We start from the raw sequence: 19,855 nt of genomic DNA, 5'->3' as shown, positions 1-19,855 counted from the left end.
AAATTCAAGCAATCATAGCCCGTAATTCACTGAATTTGGCTATCTTTGCATAACATTTGAGAAAAACGGCGATTGGCAGGAGCTTTTCGCCGCCAACATATAGGATAAGACCGCAAGGCGTTTCAAGCGAAAATCTGGTAAATTGGAACTACGGAGACGATTGCGTGATGCTTATGCTATGCTTACGCATAGCGTGCATTCACGTACTCTCCGTAAAGGCTTTACCAGAGCCATCGCTTGAAGGTAGTGTGAATTGCACGCTACTTTTTTACCCTTGCCTAACGAAAGGAAACGATTATGGGTAAAGTTCAGATTCTCGCCGTACTGACGATGGACGGATGTCTTTCTTCAGAGTTATATGATAAAGCACATCAGGATTTGTGCCTTGACCGTTGCGGTCTTGATGAAATCAGGAAGAAAGCCTTTTACCGTGTGACACCGGACTATTCCATTTCAATGCTGCACGAATGGAGAAAAGACTGCACAAACATCCGTTACCTCGCGGAAGCCACACCGGACACGGCAGACTATATAAACGGACTGCTGCGGATGCACGCTGTGGATGAAATCATACTATACACCGTTCCTTTCATATCCGGAAGCGGACGACATTTTTTTAAGTCGGCTCTGCCAGAGCAACACTGGACGCTTTCCTCTTTGAAAAGCTATCCCAACGGTGTATGTCGCATTATCTATATCCTTGATAAAAAAGCAAGATAGCCAAAATGTGCGGCAAGCATACATTTCTATTTTCAGGAATAGAATAAATGTTCCGATTACAAACAATTTAAGTCGGAGATAATTTGTCCTTGTGAAAAAATACTGAATTTTATACCTCTGAAATCCAGCACTTTGTAAAATTGAGTGTTGGATTTTTTATTTTCTGCCGCGTTTTTTGCCAATTATATTCATGTGCGCACGCAGAAAACAAAGTGTAATTTTCAAAATTGACAGAACCATGAATTATTTCTTGCTGGCGGAAACCGACTTTTTCCGCCTGATAAACGAAGCCGGCGACTGCAATATGGAAACGGCATACACGGCTTTCGCCACCCAAGTGATCGAACTGTGCAACGGCGGCATGGACATGAACCTTACCGTCATCGCGCTTGCCTACATCGAAATCGAGTTGCAGCACCATCCCGTACGTAATCTGTCAGAAGAAAAAAGAGAGATTGCCGCCTACGTCAGCAAGGCTCTGTCTTTCGTAAGAAAGATGCAGAAATTCCTTGCCACGCCCCAAGTGCCACCACTAATATCCGCCAACAACGCAACAGAAACCACCGCCAGCCTTCTTCAATGGACGGGCAATGCCATCGACCTCGTGGAACTTATCTACGGCATAGACGTGATGGGCTGCATCAACAACGGCAATATGCCGCTCAAACAGCTCGCCCCACTTCTCTATAAGATATTCGGGGTTGATTCTAAAGACTGCTACCGCTTCTACACTGATATCAAACGCCGGAAGAACGAAAGCCGCACCTACTTCCTTGACAAAATGCAGGAAAAACTGAACGAGAAGATGCTGCGCGATGATGAGTTGGATCGTATGAGGAGATAAAAAACAAATTCATTAGAATAAATCACATCAATTCAATTCATTATTTTGTTATATTAGAAAAAGATATTAACTTTGCATTGAAATTGATATAGTCATAATTCAGATGAACTCAATACACGATATAACAGACTACATTATCTTACGAGTAAAATCGGAAGATAGATTTGCGTCTTTAATAAATTTAAAGTTGCAGAAGTTATTGTATTATGTTCAAGCATGGTCTTATGGTATCAATAAAAAACCTATGTTTGACGGCGAGTTTGAAGCATGGATTCATGGTCCGGTAAATCGAGAAATCTACAATCGATTTAATTCTACAAAATATCTCTATTCAGAAATCAATATTGATGATTGCATGAATCACAATGTGAGTTTATCATCAGAAGACGCTGAATTTATTGACTTTATATTGGAGAATTATCTTAAATATAGCGGTGCTGAATTAGAACGATTGTCCCACAATGAGATGCCTTGGATTGAAACACGTGGAGATTTAAATGTAAATGAGCGTTGTGACAAGGTTATTACTCCAGAACTAATGATTGAGTATTATGGGAAAAAATGGGAAACTATTAAATCTTAATTCAGATTCTCCTAAATACGGAAACAAATCATTAGTTACCAAAGAACAAGAAAATGAGTTAAAGAGAAGGAAGATAACTTTTTCCTTCTCTTACTTTAAGCAGATACCTAATTTTCAGATTGGAGAGTGTTCTAAGGGATGGCATATTGGGCTTCTTGAACGATTAGGTGCTTTGGGTACTATGACACCGCAAGAAGTATTAGAAGAAAATAGAGGTAGTATTGCATTAAGATGTCATCCAATAGATTGGAGTGCTAAAAACATTCCTATTCAACGAAAAGATTTAGATTGGCTACCAAAAGAAATATTGGACAATGAGACAGATTTTCCAATAATGCAATTTTCGATAACAAAAAGTACGGGGCGTATTGTAGGTTATTTTGATCGGGATTCTTCTATATTTCACATAGTATTATTAGATCCTGAACATAATATACAACCGGCAAAGAAAACTAATTATCAAATACAACCAACTACAAAAGGGTTATCTCAATATGATGATTTATTAAATAAGTTGGAACGAATTAAAAGTATCGTATCAGATTGTTCTGATAAAAAGTGCAAATTGCATTCACATATTAGTGTTATAGAAGAATTACATGACAATATTGTTTATATAGGACTTGATAATGACTTCTATAGCACTTATCAAGAAATCTTAAAGAAAATTCCATTGCAAAAAATTTTGGAAAACGGAATCTTAGTAAGTATGGATAATGCTTAAGTTCTAAAAAAATGAAGAAAGGTTTATGGTAAGCCTTTCTTCATTTTTTTATTTACTTCTGCTGCAACAAATGCTTCAGGTTGTCATCGCCTGCGATGCGCTCCAGTTCATCCTGCACAATCTGCTTCACCTCTTCCTTGATGCGCCGGTAGTTCGCCTGCACCGTTTCCTTCATGTGGTCGTTGCCGTCCTCGTCCGTGAAATCGGTAATGACAGGAATTTTCTTGTAGGCACTTTCCTCCCGTTTGACCTTTTCGGCATCCACCACAATCTCGCAGTGGAAAATCTTCTGCTCGATGCGCTCGTTGAAGTTGTCGGACACAGAACCGACAAACATACCCTGCGTAAGACCGGAAATCTTGCTCGGCGGGATGAGCGCGTCCATCTGCGTGTTGATGGAGGTGGACACGTCCTGCCGGTTGATGGAGATGGACTGCCGTTTCTGCAACACCTTACCGAACCGTTCCGATAGTGTCTTTGCCGTTTCGCCTACCACCTGCCCGGAAAAGATATTGCCGACAGTGTTCATCACCACCTTCGCCTCCTTGTCCCCGTAGTCTCGCACCAACTGGCTGAAATCCTGAAAACCCAGACACACGGCAACCTTGTTGCTTCGGGCGGTAGCTATAAGATTGTCCAGCCCTTTGAAGTATATCGTGGGCAGCTCGTCAATGATGACCGACGACTTCAGCATCCCCTTCTTGTTGATGAGTTTCACGATGCGGGAGTTGTACAATCCGAGTGCCGCCCCGTAGATGTTCTGGCGGTCGGGATTGTTGCCCACGCATAGGATTTTCGGCTCTTCGGGATTGTTGATGTCCAGCGTAAACTCGCTGTCCGACATCACCCAATAGAGCTGCGGTGAAATCATCCTTGAAAGCGGAATTTTCGCCGACGCTATCTGCCCCATGAGCTGCTCCGCAGCCCCTCCGAGCCAAGCGTCCATGAATGGTGAAAGGTAGTTCTCCAGCTCCGGGTAAGAGGTCAGTATCGGAAATATATCCTCGTAACGGCGGTTCAGAAACTCGATGGCATGAGGAAAAGTGCAATACTTCCCGTTCTGATAGATTTTGAGATACCAGATAATGCTGGCAAACAGAATGATAGGAGACTCCACGAAGAAGTCGCCCTGCTTTTGCACATCGGGTAAGTCAAGGGCATTGCTGCCCCCTTCTCCCCTAAGAACCGTACGTGAGAGTTTCCCCTCATACGGCTCAAGCAACTCAATATTTCTATTTGTTGTTAGAAATCGGCTCATACTTTCAACATTTTCGTTTATTTCGCTTGTAGCAGTTGTTGTGGACAAGTTGCCGTACAATCGAACCACCAACAGATATTTCGTTGACGTTCCATGCTTTTGTACAGTCTATTTCCTTGCCACATAACGGACAAATCCGGTTCTGCTTGTTCCATAAATATAAGAGAGACTTACGTCCTTTGAGAGATTCCAGCATTTGTTGCTCCTTACGCTGAGAGAAATAATCATCGTATTCCGGGTCAAAAGGATTTGCCTCTCCCTTGACTTGCTTGTACGGAGTATAATGTATATCCGACAATCTTTTAAGGGTCAGGTAGTTCACTTTCATACTTTTCGTTTCATATTTCCACGCAAACGTCCATTTGCGTCCCCGAATTTCATGCCAATACCTGTCTGCGACCCAAGACTTGCGTTTCTTAGGGTGACGACGTAAGGCCCATTTCTTCGTGAGATTATAAATGTGGTAGTCGCAACCATGAAAAGCATCGGTCGATGCACCATATCGGTAATAGTTACCCCATCCTGTGATTACAGGATTGAGCATTCGTATCAGCGATTCCTGCTTACACATCTTATGTCCTTTGACTATGTCACTGATTTTTGCCCTAAAGCGTTTCTGTGCGTCTTTGGACGGAGATGTGTATAGCTTTTTGCCGAACTTCCTTACATTGAAACCCAAGAAATCAAATCCGTCATATATGTTCGTAATAGTAGTTTTCTCTTCGGATAAGGTAAGACCTCTTTCTTTGAGAAATTCTATCACTATTGGTTTGACTTCGTTTTCCAATAGTTCCTTATCTCGGCCTGTGATTATAAAGTCGTCAGCATAGCGAATAAGATTTACCTTGTAATGGAATGTCTTGTTGTTACGCCATAGTCTTTTGAATCTTTTAGCCAAGAGCGGCTGAAGCCCGTCAAGTACCATGTTTGCAAGTGTCGGTGATATGATACCTCCTTGTGGCGTACCCTCTTCTGTCGGGAATAGTTTTCCGTTGAACACAGCTCCACATTTCAACCATTTTCTGAGTATTGTCTTATCCATAGGGATATTCTCAATGAGCCAGTCGTGGCTGATGTGGTCGAAACAGCCTTTTATATCTCCCTCCAAAATCCATTCGGGAGAATGTTGGCGGTTTAAAACCGTATCAATCTGACGGATTGCGTCCATTGTCCTGCGCTTCTTTCGGAAGCCGTAGGAGAAACGGTCGCCTGTCGTTTCGGCTATCGGTTCCAATGCCATGAGATATAAAGCCTGCATCGCCCTGTCTTTCATGGTCGGTATTCCCAACGGTCGGAGTTTACCGTTCGTTTTCTTGATGTGAACCCTACGGAGTGGCTGCGGATTGTAGCCACGGCGTTTCAGTTCACTGATTGCTTTGTACTTGCGCTTGGGAGAGTCCCAAAGCTGTTTATCTACTCCAGACGTTTTCTTCCCTTTGTTGGAAGTAACCCTCTTTACAGCCAATGCCTTGGCGTAAAAAGAGTGAGTGAGCATCCATTGCAAGGCTTTCACCTTGTTATGTCTGCCTTCTTTCTGAGCCTTTACAATACGCGCTTGAAGCTTTCGGACATAGGCTTCGCACTTGGACCAGTTCATACCGTCCCAAGTCAGATTCCTGTTGTCAGCAGGCGCACACGATGTCTTAGTTTCGTTCATTTGCTTTCCTCCTTTTGAAAGTTCTAAAAGTTATCTTGTAAAGAGTTACCATATACGGAAGTCTGCCCACTTTCGTGTCGGATGATGTTATCCACAATCAGCCCGTGATGTCGATTCAATCCGTATCCTCCCCATTACAGGGAGGCGTTCGCTTTCTCCGTTATCTCATACCTGCACCCCTTTCGGCTTGCCTTGCGGTTCGCTTACTCGCGTTGTTACGAGAGAGATACAGGCTTGCCCTGTTCCACGTAATTGACAAAAGGATAGTTTAGGTTCTGTCAAGTCCACCGGCAGTGCCATGTCCGTGTAACCCCAACATGGGCAGGGGTTATCCGACTGCTTACCTTTTGGTGAGAGCTAAAGTATCTTCCGCTCCTTCAAACCTCACGATGGCTAAAGACAGTTCACTTATGTTAACCATGCTATCCAGCCTCGCCACTCGGCAGTATGATACTAACCGCCCTTGACGTTCCCTCACGGTTCAGTCTTGTCCTTTCGGAGAGTGTACTTTGTCCTATAAGCTTGGCACAACCCATCACTGGAGATGCACCTTATAGTAGGCTACCGCTGACGGAACAGCGGGTTAAATCATGCAACTAATATCACTGTTTAACAATCAATTACGCGACTTTACAGGTCACACCCACGTTTTATTGAGGTTGAGCATTATCGTGTAGGCACTCTCGTAAGCGTCCGTAATATCCTCCATGAAATCCGGGTGAATGGGATTGCAACGGTGTGAACGGCGCGGGTCGTCGAAGTTGATTACATAGAATTTCGGTTTCACCTTGTAGCCCTCCGGGTGGTTCAGCAAATGGTTATAGGCAATAGTGGACAAGTCGCTGAATTTGAAGTCATATACATACATCGAAAATCCCTTTTCAATCTGTTGCTTGATAAAATTGTTTACAACGGCGTATGACTTGCCGCTGCCCGGCGTACCCAACACGATGGACGCACGGAAGGGATTAACCACATTGATCCAGCCGTTGTTCCAGCGTTTCCTGTAATAGAAACGTGTCGGCAGATTGACCGAATACTCGCTTTCGATAAGCCTCGTTTCCTGCATGAAACTCTCGTTCTCGTTGTTGAAAACATCCTCCATCAAATTGTGTTTCAACAGACGGCTCATCCACAGACCTCCCATCAGCAGGCAGACATAGCCCGTTCCAATGGTAAGGACATATAGTCCCGTCACCGCTTCAAGCGGCAGCGGCAGGGGCAGCAACCACCAGTTCAGGAAAAACAGCACGAACCCGACGGCAAATGCTGTCCAGATTCTCCCCCAAGTGATTTTCTCACCCTTGACACCTTTCGTACCCAGACAGGACAGGGCAAGCAAAAGGACGGAAAACAGTTTCGTGTACAGTATGGAATGGAACAACCCCGCCGTGCGGTCGAAGTTCAGAAGGATTTTGTCCACCACGCCGATGTTCACGCCCCACATCCTGATGGCTTCGTAGCAGAACCAGTACACGTTCATGACCACTAAAATGATACTCACGGCACGCAGAAAATCCATGATTTTCGCCAATGCCCTCAAATCGTCTTCTTGTGACATACATTGATTTTTTAATTGTTGATACTCTGATTACATACCCAAGCCCTTGCGCTTTTTCTTCTTTTTGCGCTTCATTGCCCGGATGAAAGCCTCTTCCTCGGCATCGGTCGCCGGACCTTCGGGAGTGAGCAAGCCCATACCGCCCGACATGTCTTCACGGTCGTATGCGGTCTGCCCATATACCTTGTCCGCAACATCCGCCGGGATGGAAAGCGGTATAGGCGGTTGTCCGGCGTATGGCAGTGTGAAGTGTTCCTGCAAGGCATTCGCCGAAAGTTCCTTACCCATGCGCGAACCGTTCAGCACGCATCCCGTGCGGTGGTCGATGAAGGTAGCCCCATAGATGCGCCCTTCCTCTGTGTAGCGCAGCACGGTATCTATGCCCTTCTCTTTGAGCCGGGAAATAAACCTGTCCTTGTCATAAGTGCCTTGCAGCACGGAAAGGACGGTGCGTTTCGTCATGTCTGCCAGTTTCCTGTCCTTGATTTCCGATTTGGAACGGACAAACTTCTTCTGCACGGCTTCATAGCCTGCGGACTTCCCGAAGAGCGAGGACTTGAACGGATTGCCAACTTTGTTACCCCTGTCGTCCGTGACGGAATAGACCAGCCCGTGATACTCCCGTCCGCGCACGTTTCCCCTCGCTTCCTCCACCGTCATATTATATAAGGAAAGGAGCGCACGGTATTCGCCCATCGTCTGGAAGCGGTACTGCCCGTTCAGAGCCTTCACGGTGTTGCCCACCTGCTTTTTCACATCGCCAGCCGATGCATCCACCTTGCGCAACGGGTTATCCAATCCCTGATTTTTTCGTTCTGCCGGATGCAATCCATACTTCTGTTCCAGTTCCCTGCGAATACGGTCGCTGCGGCGGTAGAGAAAATCCCGGTTGAGCCTTTTACCGTTCTCGTCCACGTTGACCGTCACGATGTGCAGGTGGTGGCGGTCGATGTCCTCGTGCTTGAATACAAGATAAGGCTGGTTTCCGAAACCGAGTTTTTCCAGATACTCGCGGGCGATATTCTGCAACTCAATATCGGTCAGCACATCCTCCGGGTGCGGGTTGAGTGAGATATGCACCACCGGCTTCTCGACCTTCATCTGCGGTGGCAGGAAGGTGTGGAAACCCTCCATCGCCTTGCTTATGTCCACCGTTCCCGAACCGTCATTGTAGATGCGGTTGGTGGTGAGAAGCCGCCCCTGCGCCTCGTTAATCTTCTCCCCGTTGTAGGCAATCGCGCCGTACAACGAGTTTCCTACACTGATTTTTGCGACCATTTTGCTTCCATTTCTCTCGACAATTCCACAATCTGACGGCTCAGTTTCACGAGTTCGACGGTGTGTTGCTCCAGCTTGTAGAGCAACGCCATCGCCTTTTTCTCGGAAAAATGCAGCCTCAATTCCTTCACGACTTGGTTGTAATTCGTACCCACGGCGCGGAACTGCGCGTGAAAATCCGACAGCTTGGTGTAGTAGTCCACCAGCGTCTTGTCCACCTTCAGCACCTTGAACGGTTGCCCGAAGAAGTGCGCTTTGAGGAAAACCGACCGTGCATAGACACCCGATTTTCCGAACATGGCGAGGAAACGGTTGTGTTCCTCCTCGTTGAAACGGACGGTGTACCGGTACACCGCCGGATCAAGTTTGGGATTTCTCCCTGCTTTGCTTTTCCTTTTCTCTTTCATATCACTTTGGATTTAGCGGATTGACGGCATAAGCCGCCGCTTCTGTTCACGGCACCGCAGTTCTGAAAGGCTTTCCGACTTCGGAGGGAAAGCCCGTCCCCTGCAAGGGCAAGTGCTTTTCCGGGATGCTCAAATCATTTTGAGCGGCTGAAAAGACATCTTGCTATGTTCAGGTGAACATAAAAATCCGTCAGGGGACGGATTGGGAAAATACCTTTCAGGACTCCGGGCCGCGCGTCATCGGCGAACCCTGCTGTCCGGGTGCAAAGTTACGCCCTTAAAGCGGTAATGGACAGATGCTTGACCCGGTCAATGGCTGCCAACCGGCGCAACATGCCGCCACTTGCTGGAGAAGTGATACAGGTTCAAAAATATACTTGTTTATTTGCAGCATGATTCAAGAAACGAACGGTTTGAAGATATGAGGAAAGGAACATTCAAATACCCGGACAACCGCTTCGGCGGACACTTGCCGAAACGGATACCCGAACCGTCGGAAACCCGGTTGTCCGACAATCCGATGACGTATGGATTCAATGACTTCATGACGCAATGTCGTCATTCATCACTTGTCCGCCGCACCGCTTCACCGCAGAACCGGATACGTGGTGACCCGCCCGTGTGCCTGTTCACGGAAACGGATAATGCGGTAATTCAATCCGCATGTAAACAGAAAATAAAATCATCAACAATTAAACTGAATAGAACCATGAGTAAAGAAATCTTCGTTGCATTCGCAACACAGAAAGGTGGCATTGGCAAATCCACCGTCACGGCACTCGCCGCCAGCTACCTCCACAACGTGAAGGGCTACAATGTCGCCGTCGTTGACTGCGATGATCCGCAGCACAGCATCCACGGTCTGCGCGAACATGAGACGGCACTCATCGGCGGGAGCATCTACTTCAAGGCTCTCGCGTGCGACCATTTCCGCAAGATAAAGAAGAACGCCTATCCGGTCATCAAGAGCAACGCGGTGAACGCCCTCGACGATGCGGAAAGGATGATCGCCGCCGAGGTCATGAAGCCCGACGTGGTTTTCTTCGACATGCCGGGAACACTCCGGAGCAACGGCGTGATAAAGACGCTATCGCAGATGGACTACATCTTCACGCCCCTTAGTGCCGATCGCTTCGTCGTGGAGAGTACCCTGAAATTCGTCACGATGTTCCGCGACAGGCTGATGACGACCGGGCAGGCGAAAACAAAGGGGCTTTATCTGTTCTGGACGATGGTGGACGGCAGGGAGAGGAACGACCTGTACGGCATCTACGAAGAAGTGATAGCCGAAATGGGCTTTCCGGTGCTTTCCACCCGCCTGCCCGACAGCAAGAAGTTCCGCCGCGACCTATCGGAAGAGCGCAGGAGCGTTTTCCGCTCCACTATCTTCCCGATGGACACGGCACTGCTGAAAGGAAGCGGCATCCGTGAGTTTTCCGAAGAGATAAGCGACATCATCAGACCGCAGTGAGCATGGGCAGCAGGAAAGTGAACACGGAAGGCATCGACGAGGAACTGCTGTTGGCATCCATTGGGCGGCGCACTCAGGACGGGACACTGCGTCCGGCGCAGGAAGTCCCCGCAACCGCACCGACCGAAGATGACACCGCCGTACCGGAGCCGCCACCCGCGCAGCCCGTGGCACGGGAGAGAACGCAGAGGGAAGGCGGTCGCCGGAAAAGGCAGGACGAGGACTATAACGAGCTGTTCCTGCGCCGCAACGAGATAAAGACCCGCCAGTGCGTCTATATCAGCCGCGACGTACACGGCAAAATCCTCAGAATAGTGAACGATATCGCCGGAGGGGAAATCTCCGTGGGCGGCTATGTGGATACCGTGCTGCGCCAGCATCTGGAACAGCACAAGGAGAGAATCAACGAACTGTACAAGAAACAACGTGAAGATCTGATTTGAAAATGGAAAAAGAAATGACACCGAATGAAAAAAGACCGCAGCAGGACTGCGGAGGCATGCTTGCCCAAGTGAAGGCGAGCGTGGAAATACTGTCGCTCGTCCCGGTAAGCGGCAAATGCAGCGAGAAGGACTATGAGCGTCTGTTTATCCGCGACCCCGAAGTAAAGGCGCGGGAGGGCAAGATGGCGTATGTGCGCCCGGAGTACCACGAGCGTATCATGCGCATCACCCGTGTAATCGGGCATGACCGGCTTACGCTGTCCGCCTACATCGACCATGTGCTGACGCACCACTTCAACCAGTGCGAGGACGCCATAAAGAGCCTTTACGCCCGGAATTACAATTCAGTATTCTAATTAAAACCGGAAGTATATGAATGAAACAATCAGTATGACAGACATTCTGCTGGCGGTATCGGTCGGCTGCAACCTATGGTTCCTGTTCCTGCTCCTTTACGAGCGCATCATGGAAACGCGGCTTGTCCGCTTCTTCAAGGGCATAGCCGGATTATGGCGGTCGTTGGACAGGAATGGACCAAAGAGCGTAGCGGCACATGAGGAAGTTCCCACGGCAAAGGGGGACATCATCGGCAAGAGCCGTTTCAAAATGGCATCCACCCGGACAACCGCTGCCATACCGGCGCAAGAAGCCGCCACTTCGGAAAAAGGCATTGAGCTGTCGGAGGAAGAGGCTACTTTTGACGACGGAAACACGGAAACCGCGTCCCGCCCGGCGCAAGTCCCGGAGGAAAAGCTCGATGAGACCTTCACGAGCATACCGCCGGAGGAACTGGGATACGGGGAGGACGAACCGGATGAAGACGCTTCGGACACGCCACGGGCTTCGGGCAGCAGCTTTGACGAGATCGACGACGCCTGCAAGACCGCCAAGAACCCGGATGCAACGCAGGCGCAACGTGAAAAGGCGGCCAAGGTGTTCACCGACATGGAGGGCACGGAGTTGTACGAGAAAATGATGGAAGGCTCTTCGGAGATAGGCATCCGCATCAAGGGGCTTATCGAGATTCGGCTGAAGAAATCTGAAAAGGAGTTCGTCGTGCCGGACAACATCGAGGAGTTCGACATTCGCAACTATGTATGACAACAATAAAAGAAATGAACATGAAAGAATGACATCAACCCACGCGGCGAGGAAACGCAAGGCGCATCCCCATCCGCAACGGACACGCCCACGTCCGTGGAAACAAACGGGCATCCACTAAAACCAAAGTAAAGAAACAAAGTATCAACCGCCCGACAAAGGACCATCCACCCTTTTGACGGCAAAAAACAAGAACAGTTTATGAACAAGAACATCTTGAAAAACAGAAAAGCAATCCTCTCCGCGGCACTTGTCATCGCCGCAACCGCCTCTGCTTTCGCACAGGGAAACGGCATCGCGGGCATCAACGAAGCCACCTCTATGGTGAGTTCTTATTTCGACCCCGGAACTAAACTGATATACGCCATCGGTGCGGTCGTCGGGCTTATCGGGGGCGTAAAAGTGTACGGCAAGTTTTCATCGGGCGACCCCGACACCAGCAAGACAGCCGCCTCGTGGTTCGGCGCGTGCATCTTCCTGATTGTTGCCGCCACCATCCTGCGCTCATTCTTCCTTTAATAAATAATGTATGGCTGAATACCCAATCAACAAGGGTATCGGCCGTCCGGTAGAGTTCAAGGGCTTGAAGGCACAGTACCTCTTCATCTTCTGCGGAGGTCTGCTGGCTCTCTTCGTCCTGTTCGTCATCCTCTACATGGTCGGCATCGACCAGTGGGTATGTATCGGCTTTGGCGCGGCATCGTCCTCCCTCCTTGTATGGCAGACCTTCGCGCTGAACGCCCGGTACGGCGAACACGGGCTGATGAAACTGGGAGCGGCACGGAGCCATCCCCGATACCTGATCAACCGGCGGCGGATAACCCGTCTGTTCAAACGACAACGAAAGGAAGAAACGACATGAGGAATACATCAAAAATGACAACACTGGAAAACAAGTTCCCGCTTCTTGCGGTGGAGCATGGCTGCATCATCTCAAAGGACGCCGACATCACGGTGGCTTTCGAGGTGGAGCTGCCGGAGCTTTACACCGTGACGGGCGCGGAGTACGAGGCGATACACGGCTGCTGGTGCAAGGCGATCAAGGTGCTGCCGGACTACTCCGTCGTCCACAAACAGGACTGGTTCATCAAGGAACGCTACAAGCCGGAGCTTCAGAAGGACGACATGAGCTTCCTCTCACGAAGCTTCGAGCGTCACTTCAACGAGCGTCCGTACCTGAAACACACCTGTTATCTTTACCTGACCAAGACGACAAAGGAGCGTAACCGGATGCAGAGCAACTTCAGCACGCTGTGCCGGGGACATATCATCCCGAAGGAGCTGGACAGGGAAACCACGACCAAGTTCATGGAAGCCTGCGAACAGTTCGAGCGTATCATGAACGACAGCGGGCTTGTCAGGTTGCGCCGCCTCTCCACCGACGAGATTGTGGGGACGGAGGGTAAGGCGGGGCTGGTAGAACGCTACTTCTCGCTCATGCCGGAAGGTGACATCACCTTGCAGGACATCGAACTTTCGGCAAGGGAGATGCGCATCGGCGACAACCGCCTGTGCCTGCACACCCTCTCCGATGCGGAAGACCTGCCGGGCAAGGTGGCGACAGATACCCGTTACGAGAAGCTCTCCACTGACCGGAGTGACTGCCGACTGTCATTCGCCTCCCCGGTGGGGCTTCTGCTCTCCTGCAACCATATCTACAACCAGTATGTGCTGATAGACAACAGCGAGGAAGCCTTGCAGAAGTTCGAGAAGTCCGCCCGTAATATGCAGTCACTATCTCGCTATTCAAGGAGCAACAGCATCAACCGCGAGTGGATAGACCAGTACCTGAACGAAGCCCATTCCTACGGACTGACCTCGGTACGGGCACACTTCAACGTCATGGCGTGGAGCGACGATGCGGAGGAACTGAAGCATATCAGGAACGACGTGGGCAGCCAGTTGGCAAGCATGGAATGCGTGCCGCGCCACAACACCATCGACTGCCCGACACTCTACTGGGCGGCGATACCCGGCAATGCGGCGGACTTCCCGGCGGAAGAGAGTTTCCACACTTTCATCGAACAGGCGGTGTGCCTGTTCACAGAGGAAACCAACTACCGCTCTTCGCTCTCGCCCTTCGGCATCAAGATGGTGGACAGGCTCACGGGGAAACCGCTGCACCTCGACATCAGCGACCTTCCGATGAAGTGGGGCATCACCACGAACCGCAACAAGTTCGTGCTGGGTCCTTCGGGCAGCGGCAAGTCGTTCTTCATGAACCACTTGGTGCGGCAATATTATGAGCAAGGCGCGCATGTGGTGCTGGTGGACACGGGAAACTCCTATCAGGGCTTGTGCGGCATGATCCGGCGCAAGACAGACGGGGCGGACGGCGTGTATTTCACCTACACGGAAGAGAAGCCCATATCGTTCAACCCGTTCTACACCGATGACTACATCTTCGACGTAGAGAAGAAGGACAGCATCAAGACCCTGCTTCTTACGCTCTGGAAATCGGAGGACGACAAGGTGACGAAGACGGAGAGCGGCGAACTGGGCAGTGCCGTGAGTGCCTATATTGAGCGTATCCAATCTGACCGTAGCATCGTGCCGTCGTTCAACACCTTCTACGAGTATATGCGTGACGACTACCGCAAGGAACTGGCTGAGCGTGACATCAAGGTGGAGAAGTCCGACTTCAACATCGACAACATGCTCACCACCATGCGGCAGTATTACCGGGGCGGACGCTACGACTTCCTGCTCAACTCCACGGAGAACATCGACCTGCTCGGCAAGCGGTTCATTGTCTTCGAGATAGATTCGATTAAGGAAAACCGCGAACTGTTCCCCGTCGTGACCATCATCATCATGGAAGCCTTCATCAACAAGATGCGGCGTCTGAAAGGGGTACGGAAACAACTTATTGTGGAAGAGGCTTGGAAGGCTCTCTCTTCAGCGAACATGGCTGAATACCTGCGCTATATGTACAAGACCGTCAGAAAGTATTACGGCGAGGCAATCGTGGTGACGCAGGAGGTGGACGACATCATTTCCTCTCCCGTGGTCAAGGAGAGCATCATCAACAACTCGGATTGTAAAATCCTGCTTGACCAAAGGAAATATATGAACAAGTTCGACCAAATACAGGCGTTGCTCGGACTGACGGAAAAGGAGAAGGGACAGATACTCTCCATCAACATGGCGAACAATCCTTCACGGCTCTACAAGGAGGTGTGGATAGGCTTGGGTGGCACACAATCGGCGGTCTATGCCACCGAGGTCAGTGCAGAAGAGTATCTGGCGTACACCACCGAGGAAACGGAGAAAGTGGAGGTTTACCGTCTGGCGGAGAAGTTGGGCGGCGACATCGAAGCCGCCATCCGGCAACTTGCCGAGAAGCGGAGAAACAAGGAAACAACCAACAATTAAAAATGAATTTATCAACGAAAAAAGAAAAATGCGTATGAGTTTACAGAAAGTGAAAATGCTGCAAGTCAGCAAGTGTCTGATCGGATTGGCGGTCATGATGCTGCAATCCTGCGACGTGGCCGACAACCTCCGTGATATGCTGTGCGGGAACTGGGAGAGCGTGGAGGGGAAGCCCGACGTGCTTATCTACAAGGAGGGCGAAGCCTACAAGGTGACGGTGTTCCGCCGGAGCGGTCTGCGCCGCAAGCTGAAACCGGAAACCTATCTCTTGCAGGAGGAGAACGGCAACCTGTTCATGAACACCGGCTTCCGCATCGACGTGTCCTACAACGAGGCCACGGACGTGCTGACCTTCTCGCCGGGCGGCGACTATGTGCGGGTGAAACCGCAGCCGGGACACCCGACAGAAGAATAACAACCACTAAAATCCAAAGTAACATGAGAACAAGAATAACAATGATTATCTGCCTGTGCCTGCTTTTCGCAGGCAGGGCAAGCGCACAGTGGGTCGTAAGCGATCCGGGCAATCTGGCGCAGGGTATCATCAATGCCTCCAAAAACATCATCCATACCTCCAAGACCGCCACGAACATGGTGAGCAACTTTCAGGAAACGGTGAAAATCTATCAGCAGGGCAAAAAGTATTACGATGCCCTCAAATCGGTGAACAATCTCGTCAAGGACGCCCGCAAGGTGCAGCAGACCATCCTGATGGTAGGCGACATCACCGACATTTATGTAAACAGTTTCCAAAGGATGCTCCGTGATGGAAATTTCAGACCAGAAGAGCTGTCGGCAATCGCTTTCGGTTACACGAAACTGCTGGAAGAGAGCAACGAAGTGTTGACGGAACTGAAGAATGTGGTGAACATCACCACGCTCTCCATGACCGACAAGGAGCGCATGGACGTGGTGGAACGCTGCTACTCCAAAATGAAGCGTTACCGCAACCTTGTGAGCTATTACACCAACAAGAACATCTCCGTGAGTTATCTGCGTGCGAAGAAAAAGAACGACCTCGACCGCATCATGGGGCTGTACGGGAACATGAACGAAAGATACTGGTAAGCCTATGGAGTTCGATAACCTTCATCAGATTTTACGCTCACTTTATGAGCAGATGATGCCGCTATGTGGGGACATGGCGGGTGTGGCGAAAGGCATCGCCGGGCTGGGTGCGCTGTTCTACGTCGCCTACCGGGTATGGCAGTCGCTGGCGAGAGCCGAACCGATAGACGTATTCCCGATGCTCCGCCCTTTTGCCATCGGTCTGTGCATCATGTTCTTCCCGACTGTGGTGCTGGGCACGATAAACAGCATCCTCTCACCCGTCGTACAGGGCACGGCAAAGATGCTGGAGGCGGAAACGCTGGACATGAACCGATACCGGGAGCAGAAGGACAAGCTGGAATACGAGGCGATGGTACGCAACCCCGAAACCGCCTACCTCGTGTCCAACGAGGAATTTGACAAGCAACTGGAGGAACTCGGCTGGTCGCCCTCCGACATGGTGACGATGGCGGGAATGTATATCGACCGGGGAATGTACAACATGAAGAAGAGCATCCGCGACTTCTTCCGCGAGATACTGGAACTGCTGTTCCAAGCCGCCGCCCTCGTGATAGACACCGTCCGCACCTTCTTCCTCGTGGTGCTGGCGATACTCGGTCCGATAGCCTTCGCCATATCGGTGTGGGACGGTTTCCAAAGCACGCTCACGCAGTGGATATGCCGCTACATACAGGTATATCTGTGGCTGCCGGTGTCGGACATGTTCAGCACCATACTGGCGAAGATACAGGTGCTGATGCTGCAAAGCGACATCGAGCGGATGCAGACAGACCCGAACTTCTCGCTGGATTCGAGCGACGGGGTGTACATCGTGTTCCTCTGCATCGGCATCATCGGCTACTTCACCATTCCCACCGTTGCCGGCTGGATTATCCAAGCCGGAGGCATGGGCGGTTACGGTCGCAACGTGAACCAGATGGCGGGACGTGCCGGAGGAATGGCGGGCAGTGTTGCCGGAGCTGCGACAGGCAATATGATGGGACGTGCCGGCAAATTGCTGAAATAACAATCATGTAGAATCATTGAAACAGAATTAAGAATGGAATTTAAGTCACTCAGAAACATCGAATCATCGTTCAGGCAGATACGCCTGTTCGGTATCGTCTTCCTTTCGCTGTGCGCCGTGGTGACGGTATGGAGCGTGTGGAGTTCCTACCGTTTCGCGGAGAAGCAACGGGAGAAAATCTATGTGCTGGACAACGGCAAGAGCCTGATGCTCGCCTTGTCGCAGGACTTGTCGCAGAACCGCCCGGCGGAGGCGCGGGAGCATGTGCGCCGCTTCCACGAGCTGTTCTTCACGCTGTCGCCCGAAAAGAGCGCAATTGAACACAACGTGAAACGTGCCTTGCTGCTGGCGGACAAGAGCGTGTACCACTATTATTCGGACTTCGCCGAGAAGGGGTACTACAACCGCATCATCGCCGGGAACATCAACCAAGTGCTGAAGGTGGACAGCGTGGTGTGCGACTTCAACGCCTATCCCTACCGTGCCGTGACCTACGCCACGCAGAAAATCATCCGGCAGAGCAACGTCACCGAGCGCAGCCTCGTGACCACCTGCCGCCTGCTGAACGCATCGCGGTCGGACGACAACCCCAATGGCTTCACCATCGAGGGCTTCACCATCATTGAGAACAAGGATTTACAGACAATCAAACGGTAACGGATTATGAAACGGAAAGTAAAAAGTATCAGAAAAACAATGTGGGGCGTGTACTGGAAGCTCCACGACAAACGGAAACAGCTGGTGGCAAGGCTCAAAGGGTATCTGGACGGCTTGCCGCCGGAAACACGCCGCCGCATCGTGCTGGGGATGCTCGCCGCCTTCACGGTGCTTGCCCTCTACACCTTCGGCAGAGCCATCTATGACATCGGCAGAAACGATGGCTCACGCATGGAAACGGGACACGCCGGACGGGTGGAACTGCCGACCCCGGCGGAAACAGACAATCACTTAACACCTTATTTATATGGAACAGACGAAGAATGAACCGATGAAAGAGAACAAAACCGCTCCCGACACGGGAAAGCCGAAAAAGGAGCGCGAACCGCTGACAGAGGCGCAACGGCTGAAACGGCAGAAGATGATCGTGTTGCCCGCTATGGTGCTGGTGTTCATCGGGGCGATGTGGCTGATATTCGCCCCGTCCTCCGGCAAGGAGCAACAGCCGGGAACGGACGGATACAACACCGAGATGCCCGACGCTGACAAGGCGAACAAGCAGATTATCGGCGACAAACTGAAAGCCTACGAGCATGGGGAGATGGAGGAGCGTCTGGAGAGCCGCAACCGTGCCATCGGGCAGCTGGGCGACATGTTCGACCGCGAGATAGCTGGAACGGAGGACGGGACGGACTTCGACCTCGCCAATCCGGGCGGCAAGGAGGAAAAGGCACAGCCTGCCACACCGCAGACTATCCAATCCTCCGCTGCCGCCTACCGTGACCTGAACGCCACCCTCGGCAACTTCTACGAACAGCCGAAGAACGACAATGCCGAGATGGATGAGCTGTTGGAGCGCATCGCCTCGCTGGAATCGGAACTGGAAAGCGAAAAAGGCAGGACTTCATCTATGGACGAACAGGTGGCACTTATGGAGAAGTCCTATGAGCTGGCGGCAAAGTACATGGGCGGTCAGAACGGAGGAAAGCCGGAACAGGCGGCAGAGCCTTCCACCGTGCAGAAGGGAAAGAAGAACACGGCGACACCCGTAAGGCAAGTGACCCGCCAAATCGTTTCCTCCCTTGCACAGCCCATGAGCAACGCGGAGTTTGTCGCCACCTTCTCGCAGGAACGCAACCGGGGGTTCAACACGGCTGTCGGCACTACAGAGGTATCGGACCGGAACACCATACCGGCGTGTGTGCATGGTGCGCATGGTGTGATGGACGGACAGACGGTAAGGTTGCGCCTGCTGGAGCCTATGGCGGTGGCGGGCAGGATTATCCCACGCAATGCAGTGGTGGTCGGCACGGGCAAGATACAGGGTGAGCGGCTCGACATCGAGGTCACCTCGCTGGAATACGATGGCACGATTATCCCGGTGGAGCTTGCGGTCTATGACACGGACGGACAGCCCGGTATCTTCATCCCAAACTCGATGGAGATGAACGCCGTCAGGGAGGTTGCCGCCAACATGGGCGGCTCATTGGGGAGCAGCATCAACATCTCCACCAATGCCGGGGCACAGCTCGCCTCCGATTTGGGCAAGGGGCTGATACAAGGCACGAGCCAGTACATCGCCAAGAAGATGCGCACCGTCAAGGTGCATCTGAAAGCCGGGTACAGGGTCATGCTCTATCAGGAAAAGGACTGAAAACAACAATCAATAAAAACCATTTACCACTAAAAAACCAAAAGT

22 protein-coding genes and 1 pseudogene are annotated in these 19,855 nt (G+C 50.8%); 17 read left to right on the top strand and 6 right to left on the bottom strand.

Features of this window, described 5'->3' with window-relative positions; all coding sequences use genetic code 11:
* Nucleotides 1–297: 297 nt before the first annotated feature.
* The 4 genes from KFO40_RS01105 to KFO40_RS01090 all read left to right on the top strand — a co-directional run bounded on the left by KFO40_RS01105 (nt 298) and on the right by KFO40_RS01090 (nt 2,871).
* Nucleotides 298–720: a dihydrofolate reductase family protein gene (locus tag KFO40_RS01105; protein WP_004291474.1), complete on the top strand. Its 423-nt coding sequence runs from the start codon at nt 298–300 to the stop codon at nt 718–720.
* A 238-nt stretch (nt 721–958) separates the two neighbouring features.
* Nucleotides 959–1,564 carry an RteC domain-containing protein gene (locus KFO40_RS01100; RefSeq protein WP_211146013.1) on the top strand — a complete coding sequence of 202 codons (606 nt, stop codon included), beginning with the start codon at nt 959–961 and terminating at the stop codon, nt 1,562–1,564.
* Between the two features lie 103 nt (nt 1,565–1,667).
* Complete coding sequence (locus tag KFO40_RS01095) at nt 1,668–2,147, top strand: Panacea domain-containing protein (RefSeq protein WP_004293873.1); 480 nt, start codon at nt 1,668–1,670, stop codon at nt 2,145–2,147.
* On the top strand, nt 2,116–2,871 hold the full coding sequence (locus tag KFO40_RS01090) for a hypothetical protein (protein ID WP_004293874.1): 756 nt from the start codon (nt 2,116–2,118) through the stop codon (nt 2,869–2,871). The genes KFO40_RS01095 and KFO40_RS01090 overlap by 32 nt, the downstream gene beginning before the upstream one ends.
* Before the next feature lie 52 nt (nt 2,872–2,923).
* On the opposite strand, the gene KFO40_RS01085 is transcribed toward KFO40_RS01090, so the two are convergent.
* The 6 genes and pseudogenes from KFO40_RS01085 to KFO40_RS25590 form a co-directional block, all read right to left on the bottom strand.
* On the bottom strand, nt 2,924–4,129 hold the full coding sequence (locus KFO40_RS01085) for a TraM recognition domain-containing protein (protein WP_195577083.1): 1,206 nt from the start codon (nt 4,127–4,129) through the stop codon (nt 2,924–2,926).
* Nucleotides 4,130–4,133: 4 nt separating this feature from the next.
* Complete coding sequence (gene ltrA / locus KFO40_RS01080) at nt 4,134–5,786, bottom strand: group II intron reverse transcriptase/maturase (protein ID WP_032557826.1); 1,653 nt, start codon at nt 5,784–5,786, stop codon at nt 4,134–4,136.
* Nucleotides 5,787–6,426: 640 nt separating this feature from the next.
* Nucleotides 6,427–7,347: pseudogene (locus KFO40_RS01075) on the bottom strand (YWFCY domain-containing protein); the annotation flags it as partial.
* A 30-nt stretch (nt 7,348–7,377) separates the two neighbouring features.
* Entirely contained in the window at nt 7,378–8,625 is a 1,248-nt protein-coding gene (mobB, locus tag KFO40_RS01070; RefSeq protein WP_005861681.1) for a conjugal transfer protein MobB, read from the bottom strand.
* Complete coding sequence (gene mobA, locus KFO40_RS01065; RefSeq protein ID WP_004312006.1) at nt 8,604–9,032, bottom strand: conjugal transfer protein MobA; 429 nt, start codon at nt 9,030–9,032, stop codon at nt 8,604–8,606. The genes mobB and mobA overlap by 22 nt, the downstream gene beginning before the upstream one ends.
* A gap of 381 nt (nt 9,033–9,413) precedes the next feature.
* Nucleotides 9,414–9,578 carry a hypothetical protein gene (locus tag KFO40_RS25590; RefSeq protein ID WP_229034769.1) on the bottom strand — a complete coding sequence of 55 codons (165 nt, stop codon included), beginning with the start codon at nt 9,576–9,578 and terminating at the stop codon, nt 9,414–9,416.
* On the opposite strand from KFO40_RS25590, the gene KFO40_RS01060 reads away from it, so the two are divergent.
* The 13 genes from KFO40_RS01060 (at nt 9,577) to traM (ending at nt 19,810) form a co-directional block, all read left to right on the top strand.
* A complete protein-coding gene (locus KFO40_RS01060; protein ID WP_229034768.1) occupies nt 9,577–10,503 on the top strand; it encodes a ParA family protein in 927 nt (308 codons plus the stop codon). The two genes, KFO40_RS25590 and KFO40_RS01060, sit on opposite strands and share 2 nt — an antisense overlap.
* Nucleotides 10,504–10,505: 2 nt before the next feature.
* Complete coding sequence (locus KFO40_RS01055) at nt 10,506–10,946, top strand: DUF3408 domain-containing protein (protein WP_005861676.1); 441 nt, start codon at nt 10,506–10,508, stop codon at nt 10,944–10,946.
* Nucleotides 10,947–10,948: 2 nt separating this feature from the next.
* Complete coding sequence (locus tag KFO40_RS01050; RefSeq protein WP_009017933.1) at nt 10,949–11,302, top strand: DUF3408 domain-containing protein; 354 nt, start codon at nt 10,949–10,951, stop codon at nt 11,300–11,302.
* 16 nt (nt 11,303–11,318) lie between these two features.
* The gene (locus tag KFO40_RS01045) at nt 11,319–12,047 is read left to right on the top strand and encodes a hypothetical protein (RefSeq protein ID WP_005861672.1); all 729 of its coding nucleotides are present in this window, start codon (nt 11,319–11,321) and stop codon (nt 12,045–12,047) included.
* A 201-nt stretch (nt 12,048–12,248) separates the two neighbouring features.
* On the top strand, nt 12,249–12,566 hold the full coding sequence (locus KFO40_RS01040) for a DUF4134 domain-containing protein (RefSeq protein ID WP_002560983.1): 318 nt from the start codon (nt 12,249–12,251) through the stop codon (nt 12,564–12,566).
* A gap of 10 nt (nt 12,567–12,576) precedes the next feature.
* A complete protein-coding gene (locus KFO40_RS01035) occupies nt 12,577–12,909 on the top strand; it encodes a DUF4133 domain-containing protein (RefSeq protein ID WP_005816813.1) in 333 nt (110 codons plus the stop codon).
* Nucleotides 12,906–15,422, top strand: a complete 2,517-nt coding sequence (locus tag KFO40_RS01030; RefSeq protein WP_005861670.1) for a TraG family conjugative transposon ATPase — start codon at nt 12,906–12,908, stop codon at nt 15,420–15,422. The genes KFO40_RS01035 and KFO40_RS01030 overlap by 4 nt, the downstream gene beginning before the upstream one ends.
* Nucleotides 15,423–15,456: 34 nt before the next feature.
* Nucleotides 15,457–15,837 carry a DUF3876 domain-containing protein gene (locus KFO40_RS01025; protein ID WP_005680594.1) on the top strand — a complete coding sequence of 127 codons (381 nt, stop codon included), beginning with the start codon at nt 15,457–15,459 and terminating at the stop codon, nt 15,835–15,837.
* 23 nt (nt 15,838–15,860) lie between these two features.
* The gene (locus tag KFO40_RS01020; protein ID WP_002560978.1) at nt 15,861–16,490 is read left to right on the top strand and encodes a DUF4141 domain-containing protein; all 630 of its coding nucleotides are present in this window, start codon (nt 15,861–15,863) and stop codon (nt 16,488–16,490) included.
* Nucleotides 16,491–16,494: 4 nt separating this feature from the next.
* The gene (traJ, locus tag KFO40_RS01015; RefSeq protein ID WP_005861668.1) at nt 16,495–17,499 is read left to right on the top strand and encodes a conjugative transposon protein TraJ; all 1,005 of its coding nucleotides are present in this window, start codon (nt 16,495–16,497) and stop codon (nt 17,497–17,499) included.
* A gap of 33 nt (nt 17,500–17,532) precedes the next feature.
* Nucleotides 17,533–18,156: a conjugative transposon protein TraK gene (gene traK / locus KFO40_RS01010; protein WP_005861666.1), complete on the top strand. Its 624-nt coding sequence runs from the start codon at nt 17,533–17,535 to the stop codon at nt 18,154–18,156.
* A gap of 39 nt (nt 18,157–18,195) precedes the next feature.
* Nucleotides 18,196–18,483, top strand: coding sequence for a TraL conjugative transposon family protein (locus tag KFO40_RS01005; RefSeq protein WP_009292471.1), 288 nt, complete (start codon nt 18,196–18,198; stop codon nt 18,481–18,483).
* Nucleotides 18,464–19,810, top strand: coding sequence for a conjugative transposon protein TraM (gene traM / locus KFO40_RS01000; RefSeq protein WP_008674619.1), 1,347 nt, complete (start codon nt 18,464–18,466; stop codon nt 19,808–19,810). Before KFO40_RS01005 ends, traM begins: the two co-directional genes overlap by 20 nt.
* Nucleotides 19,811–19,855 lie beyond the last annotated feature (45 nt).

The organism is Bacteroides sp. 1001302B_160321_D4 (assembly GCF_015667765.1).
GTDB classification, from domain to species: domain Bacteria; phylum Bacteroidota; class Bacteroidia; order Bacteroidales; family Bacteroidaceae; genus Bacteroides; species Bacteroides xylanisolvens.
This window is presented reverse-complemented; position numbering and strand designations above follow the sequence as displayed.

Coding starts and splice junctions, on each gene's coding strand:
- KFO40_RS01105 (WP_004291474.1), top strand. CDS start 298: ATGGGTAAAGTTCAGATTCTCGCCGTACTGACGATGGACGGATGTCTT.
- KFO40_RS01100 (WP_211146013.1), top strand. CDS start 959: ATGAATTATTTCTTGCTGGCGGAAACCGACTTTTTCCGCCTGATAAAC.
- KFO40_RS01095 (WP_004293873.1), top strand. CDS start 1,668: ATGAACTCAATACACGATATAACAGACTACATTATCTTACGAGTAAAA.
- KFO40_RS01090 (WP_004293874.1), top strand. CDS start 2,116: ATGGGAAAAAATGGGAAACTATTAAATCTTAATTCAGATTCTCCTAAA.
- KFO40_RS01085 (WP_195577083.1), bottom strand. CDS start 4,129: ATGAGCCGATTTCTAACAACAAATAGAAATATTGAGTTGCTTGAGCCG.
- ltrA (WP_032557826.1), bottom strand. CDS start 5,786: ATGAACGAAACTAAGACATCGTGTGCGCCTGCTGACAACAGGAATCTG.
- mobB (WP_005861681.1), bottom strand. CDS start 8,625: ATGGTCGCAAAAATCAGTGTAGGAAACTCGTTGTACGGCGCGATTGCC.
- mobA (WP_004312006.1), bottom strand. CDS start 9,032: ATGAAAGAGAAAAGGAAAAGCAAAGCAGGGAGAAATCCCAAACTTGAT.
- KFO40_RS01060 (WP_229034768.1), top strand. CDS start 9,577: ATGACGCAATGTCGTCATTCATCACTTGTCCGCCGCACCGCTTCACCG.
- KFO40_RS25590 (WP_229034769.1), bottom strand. CDS start 9,578: ATGAAGTCATTGAATCCATACGTCATCGGATTGTCGGACAACCGGGTT.
- KFO40_RS01055 (WP_005861676.1), top strand. CDS start 10,506: ATGGGCAGCAGGAAAGTGAACACGGAAGGCATCGACGAGGAACTGCTG.
- KFO40_RS01050 (WP_009017933.1), top strand. CDS start 10,949: ATGGAAAAAGAAATGACACCGAATGAAAAAAGACCGCAGCAGGACTGC.
- KFO40_RS01045 (WP_005861672.1), top strand. CDS start 11,319: ATGAATGAAACAATCAGTATGACAGACATTCTGCTGGCGGTATCGGTC.
- KFO40_RS01040 (WP_002560983.1), top strand. CDS start 12,249: ATGAACAAGAACATCTTGAAAAACAGAAAAGCAATCCTCTCCGCGGCA.
- KFO40_RS01035 (WP_005816813.1), top strand. CDS start 12,577: ATGGCTGAATACCCAATCAACAAGGGTATCGGCCGTCCGGTAGAGTTC.
- KFO40_RS01030 (WP_005861670.1), top strand. CDS start 12,906: ATGAGGAATACATCAAAAATGACAACACTGGAAAACAAGTTCCCGCTT.
- KFO40_RS01025 (WP_005680594.1), top strand. CDS start 15,457: ATGAGTTTACAGAAAGTGAAAATGCTGCAAGTCAGCAAGTGTCTGATC.
- KFO40_RS01020 (WP_002560978.1), top strand. CDS start 15,861: ATGAGAACAAGAATAACAATGATTATCTGCCTGTGCCTGCTTTTCGCA.
- traJ (WP_005861668.1), top strand. CDS start 16,495: ATGGAGTTCGATAACCTTCATCAGATTTTACGCTCACTTTATGAGCAG.
- traK (WP_005861666.1), top strand. CDS start 17,533: ATGGAATTTAAGTCACTCAGAAACATCGAATCATCGTTCAGGCAGATA.
- KFO40_RS01005 (WP_009292471.1), top strand. CDS start 18,196: ATGTGGGGCGTGTACTGGAAGCTCCACGACAAACGGAAACAGCTGGTG.
- traM (WP_008674619.1), top strand. CDS start 18,464: ATGGAACAGACGAAGAATGAACCGATGAAAGAGAACAAAACCGCTCCC.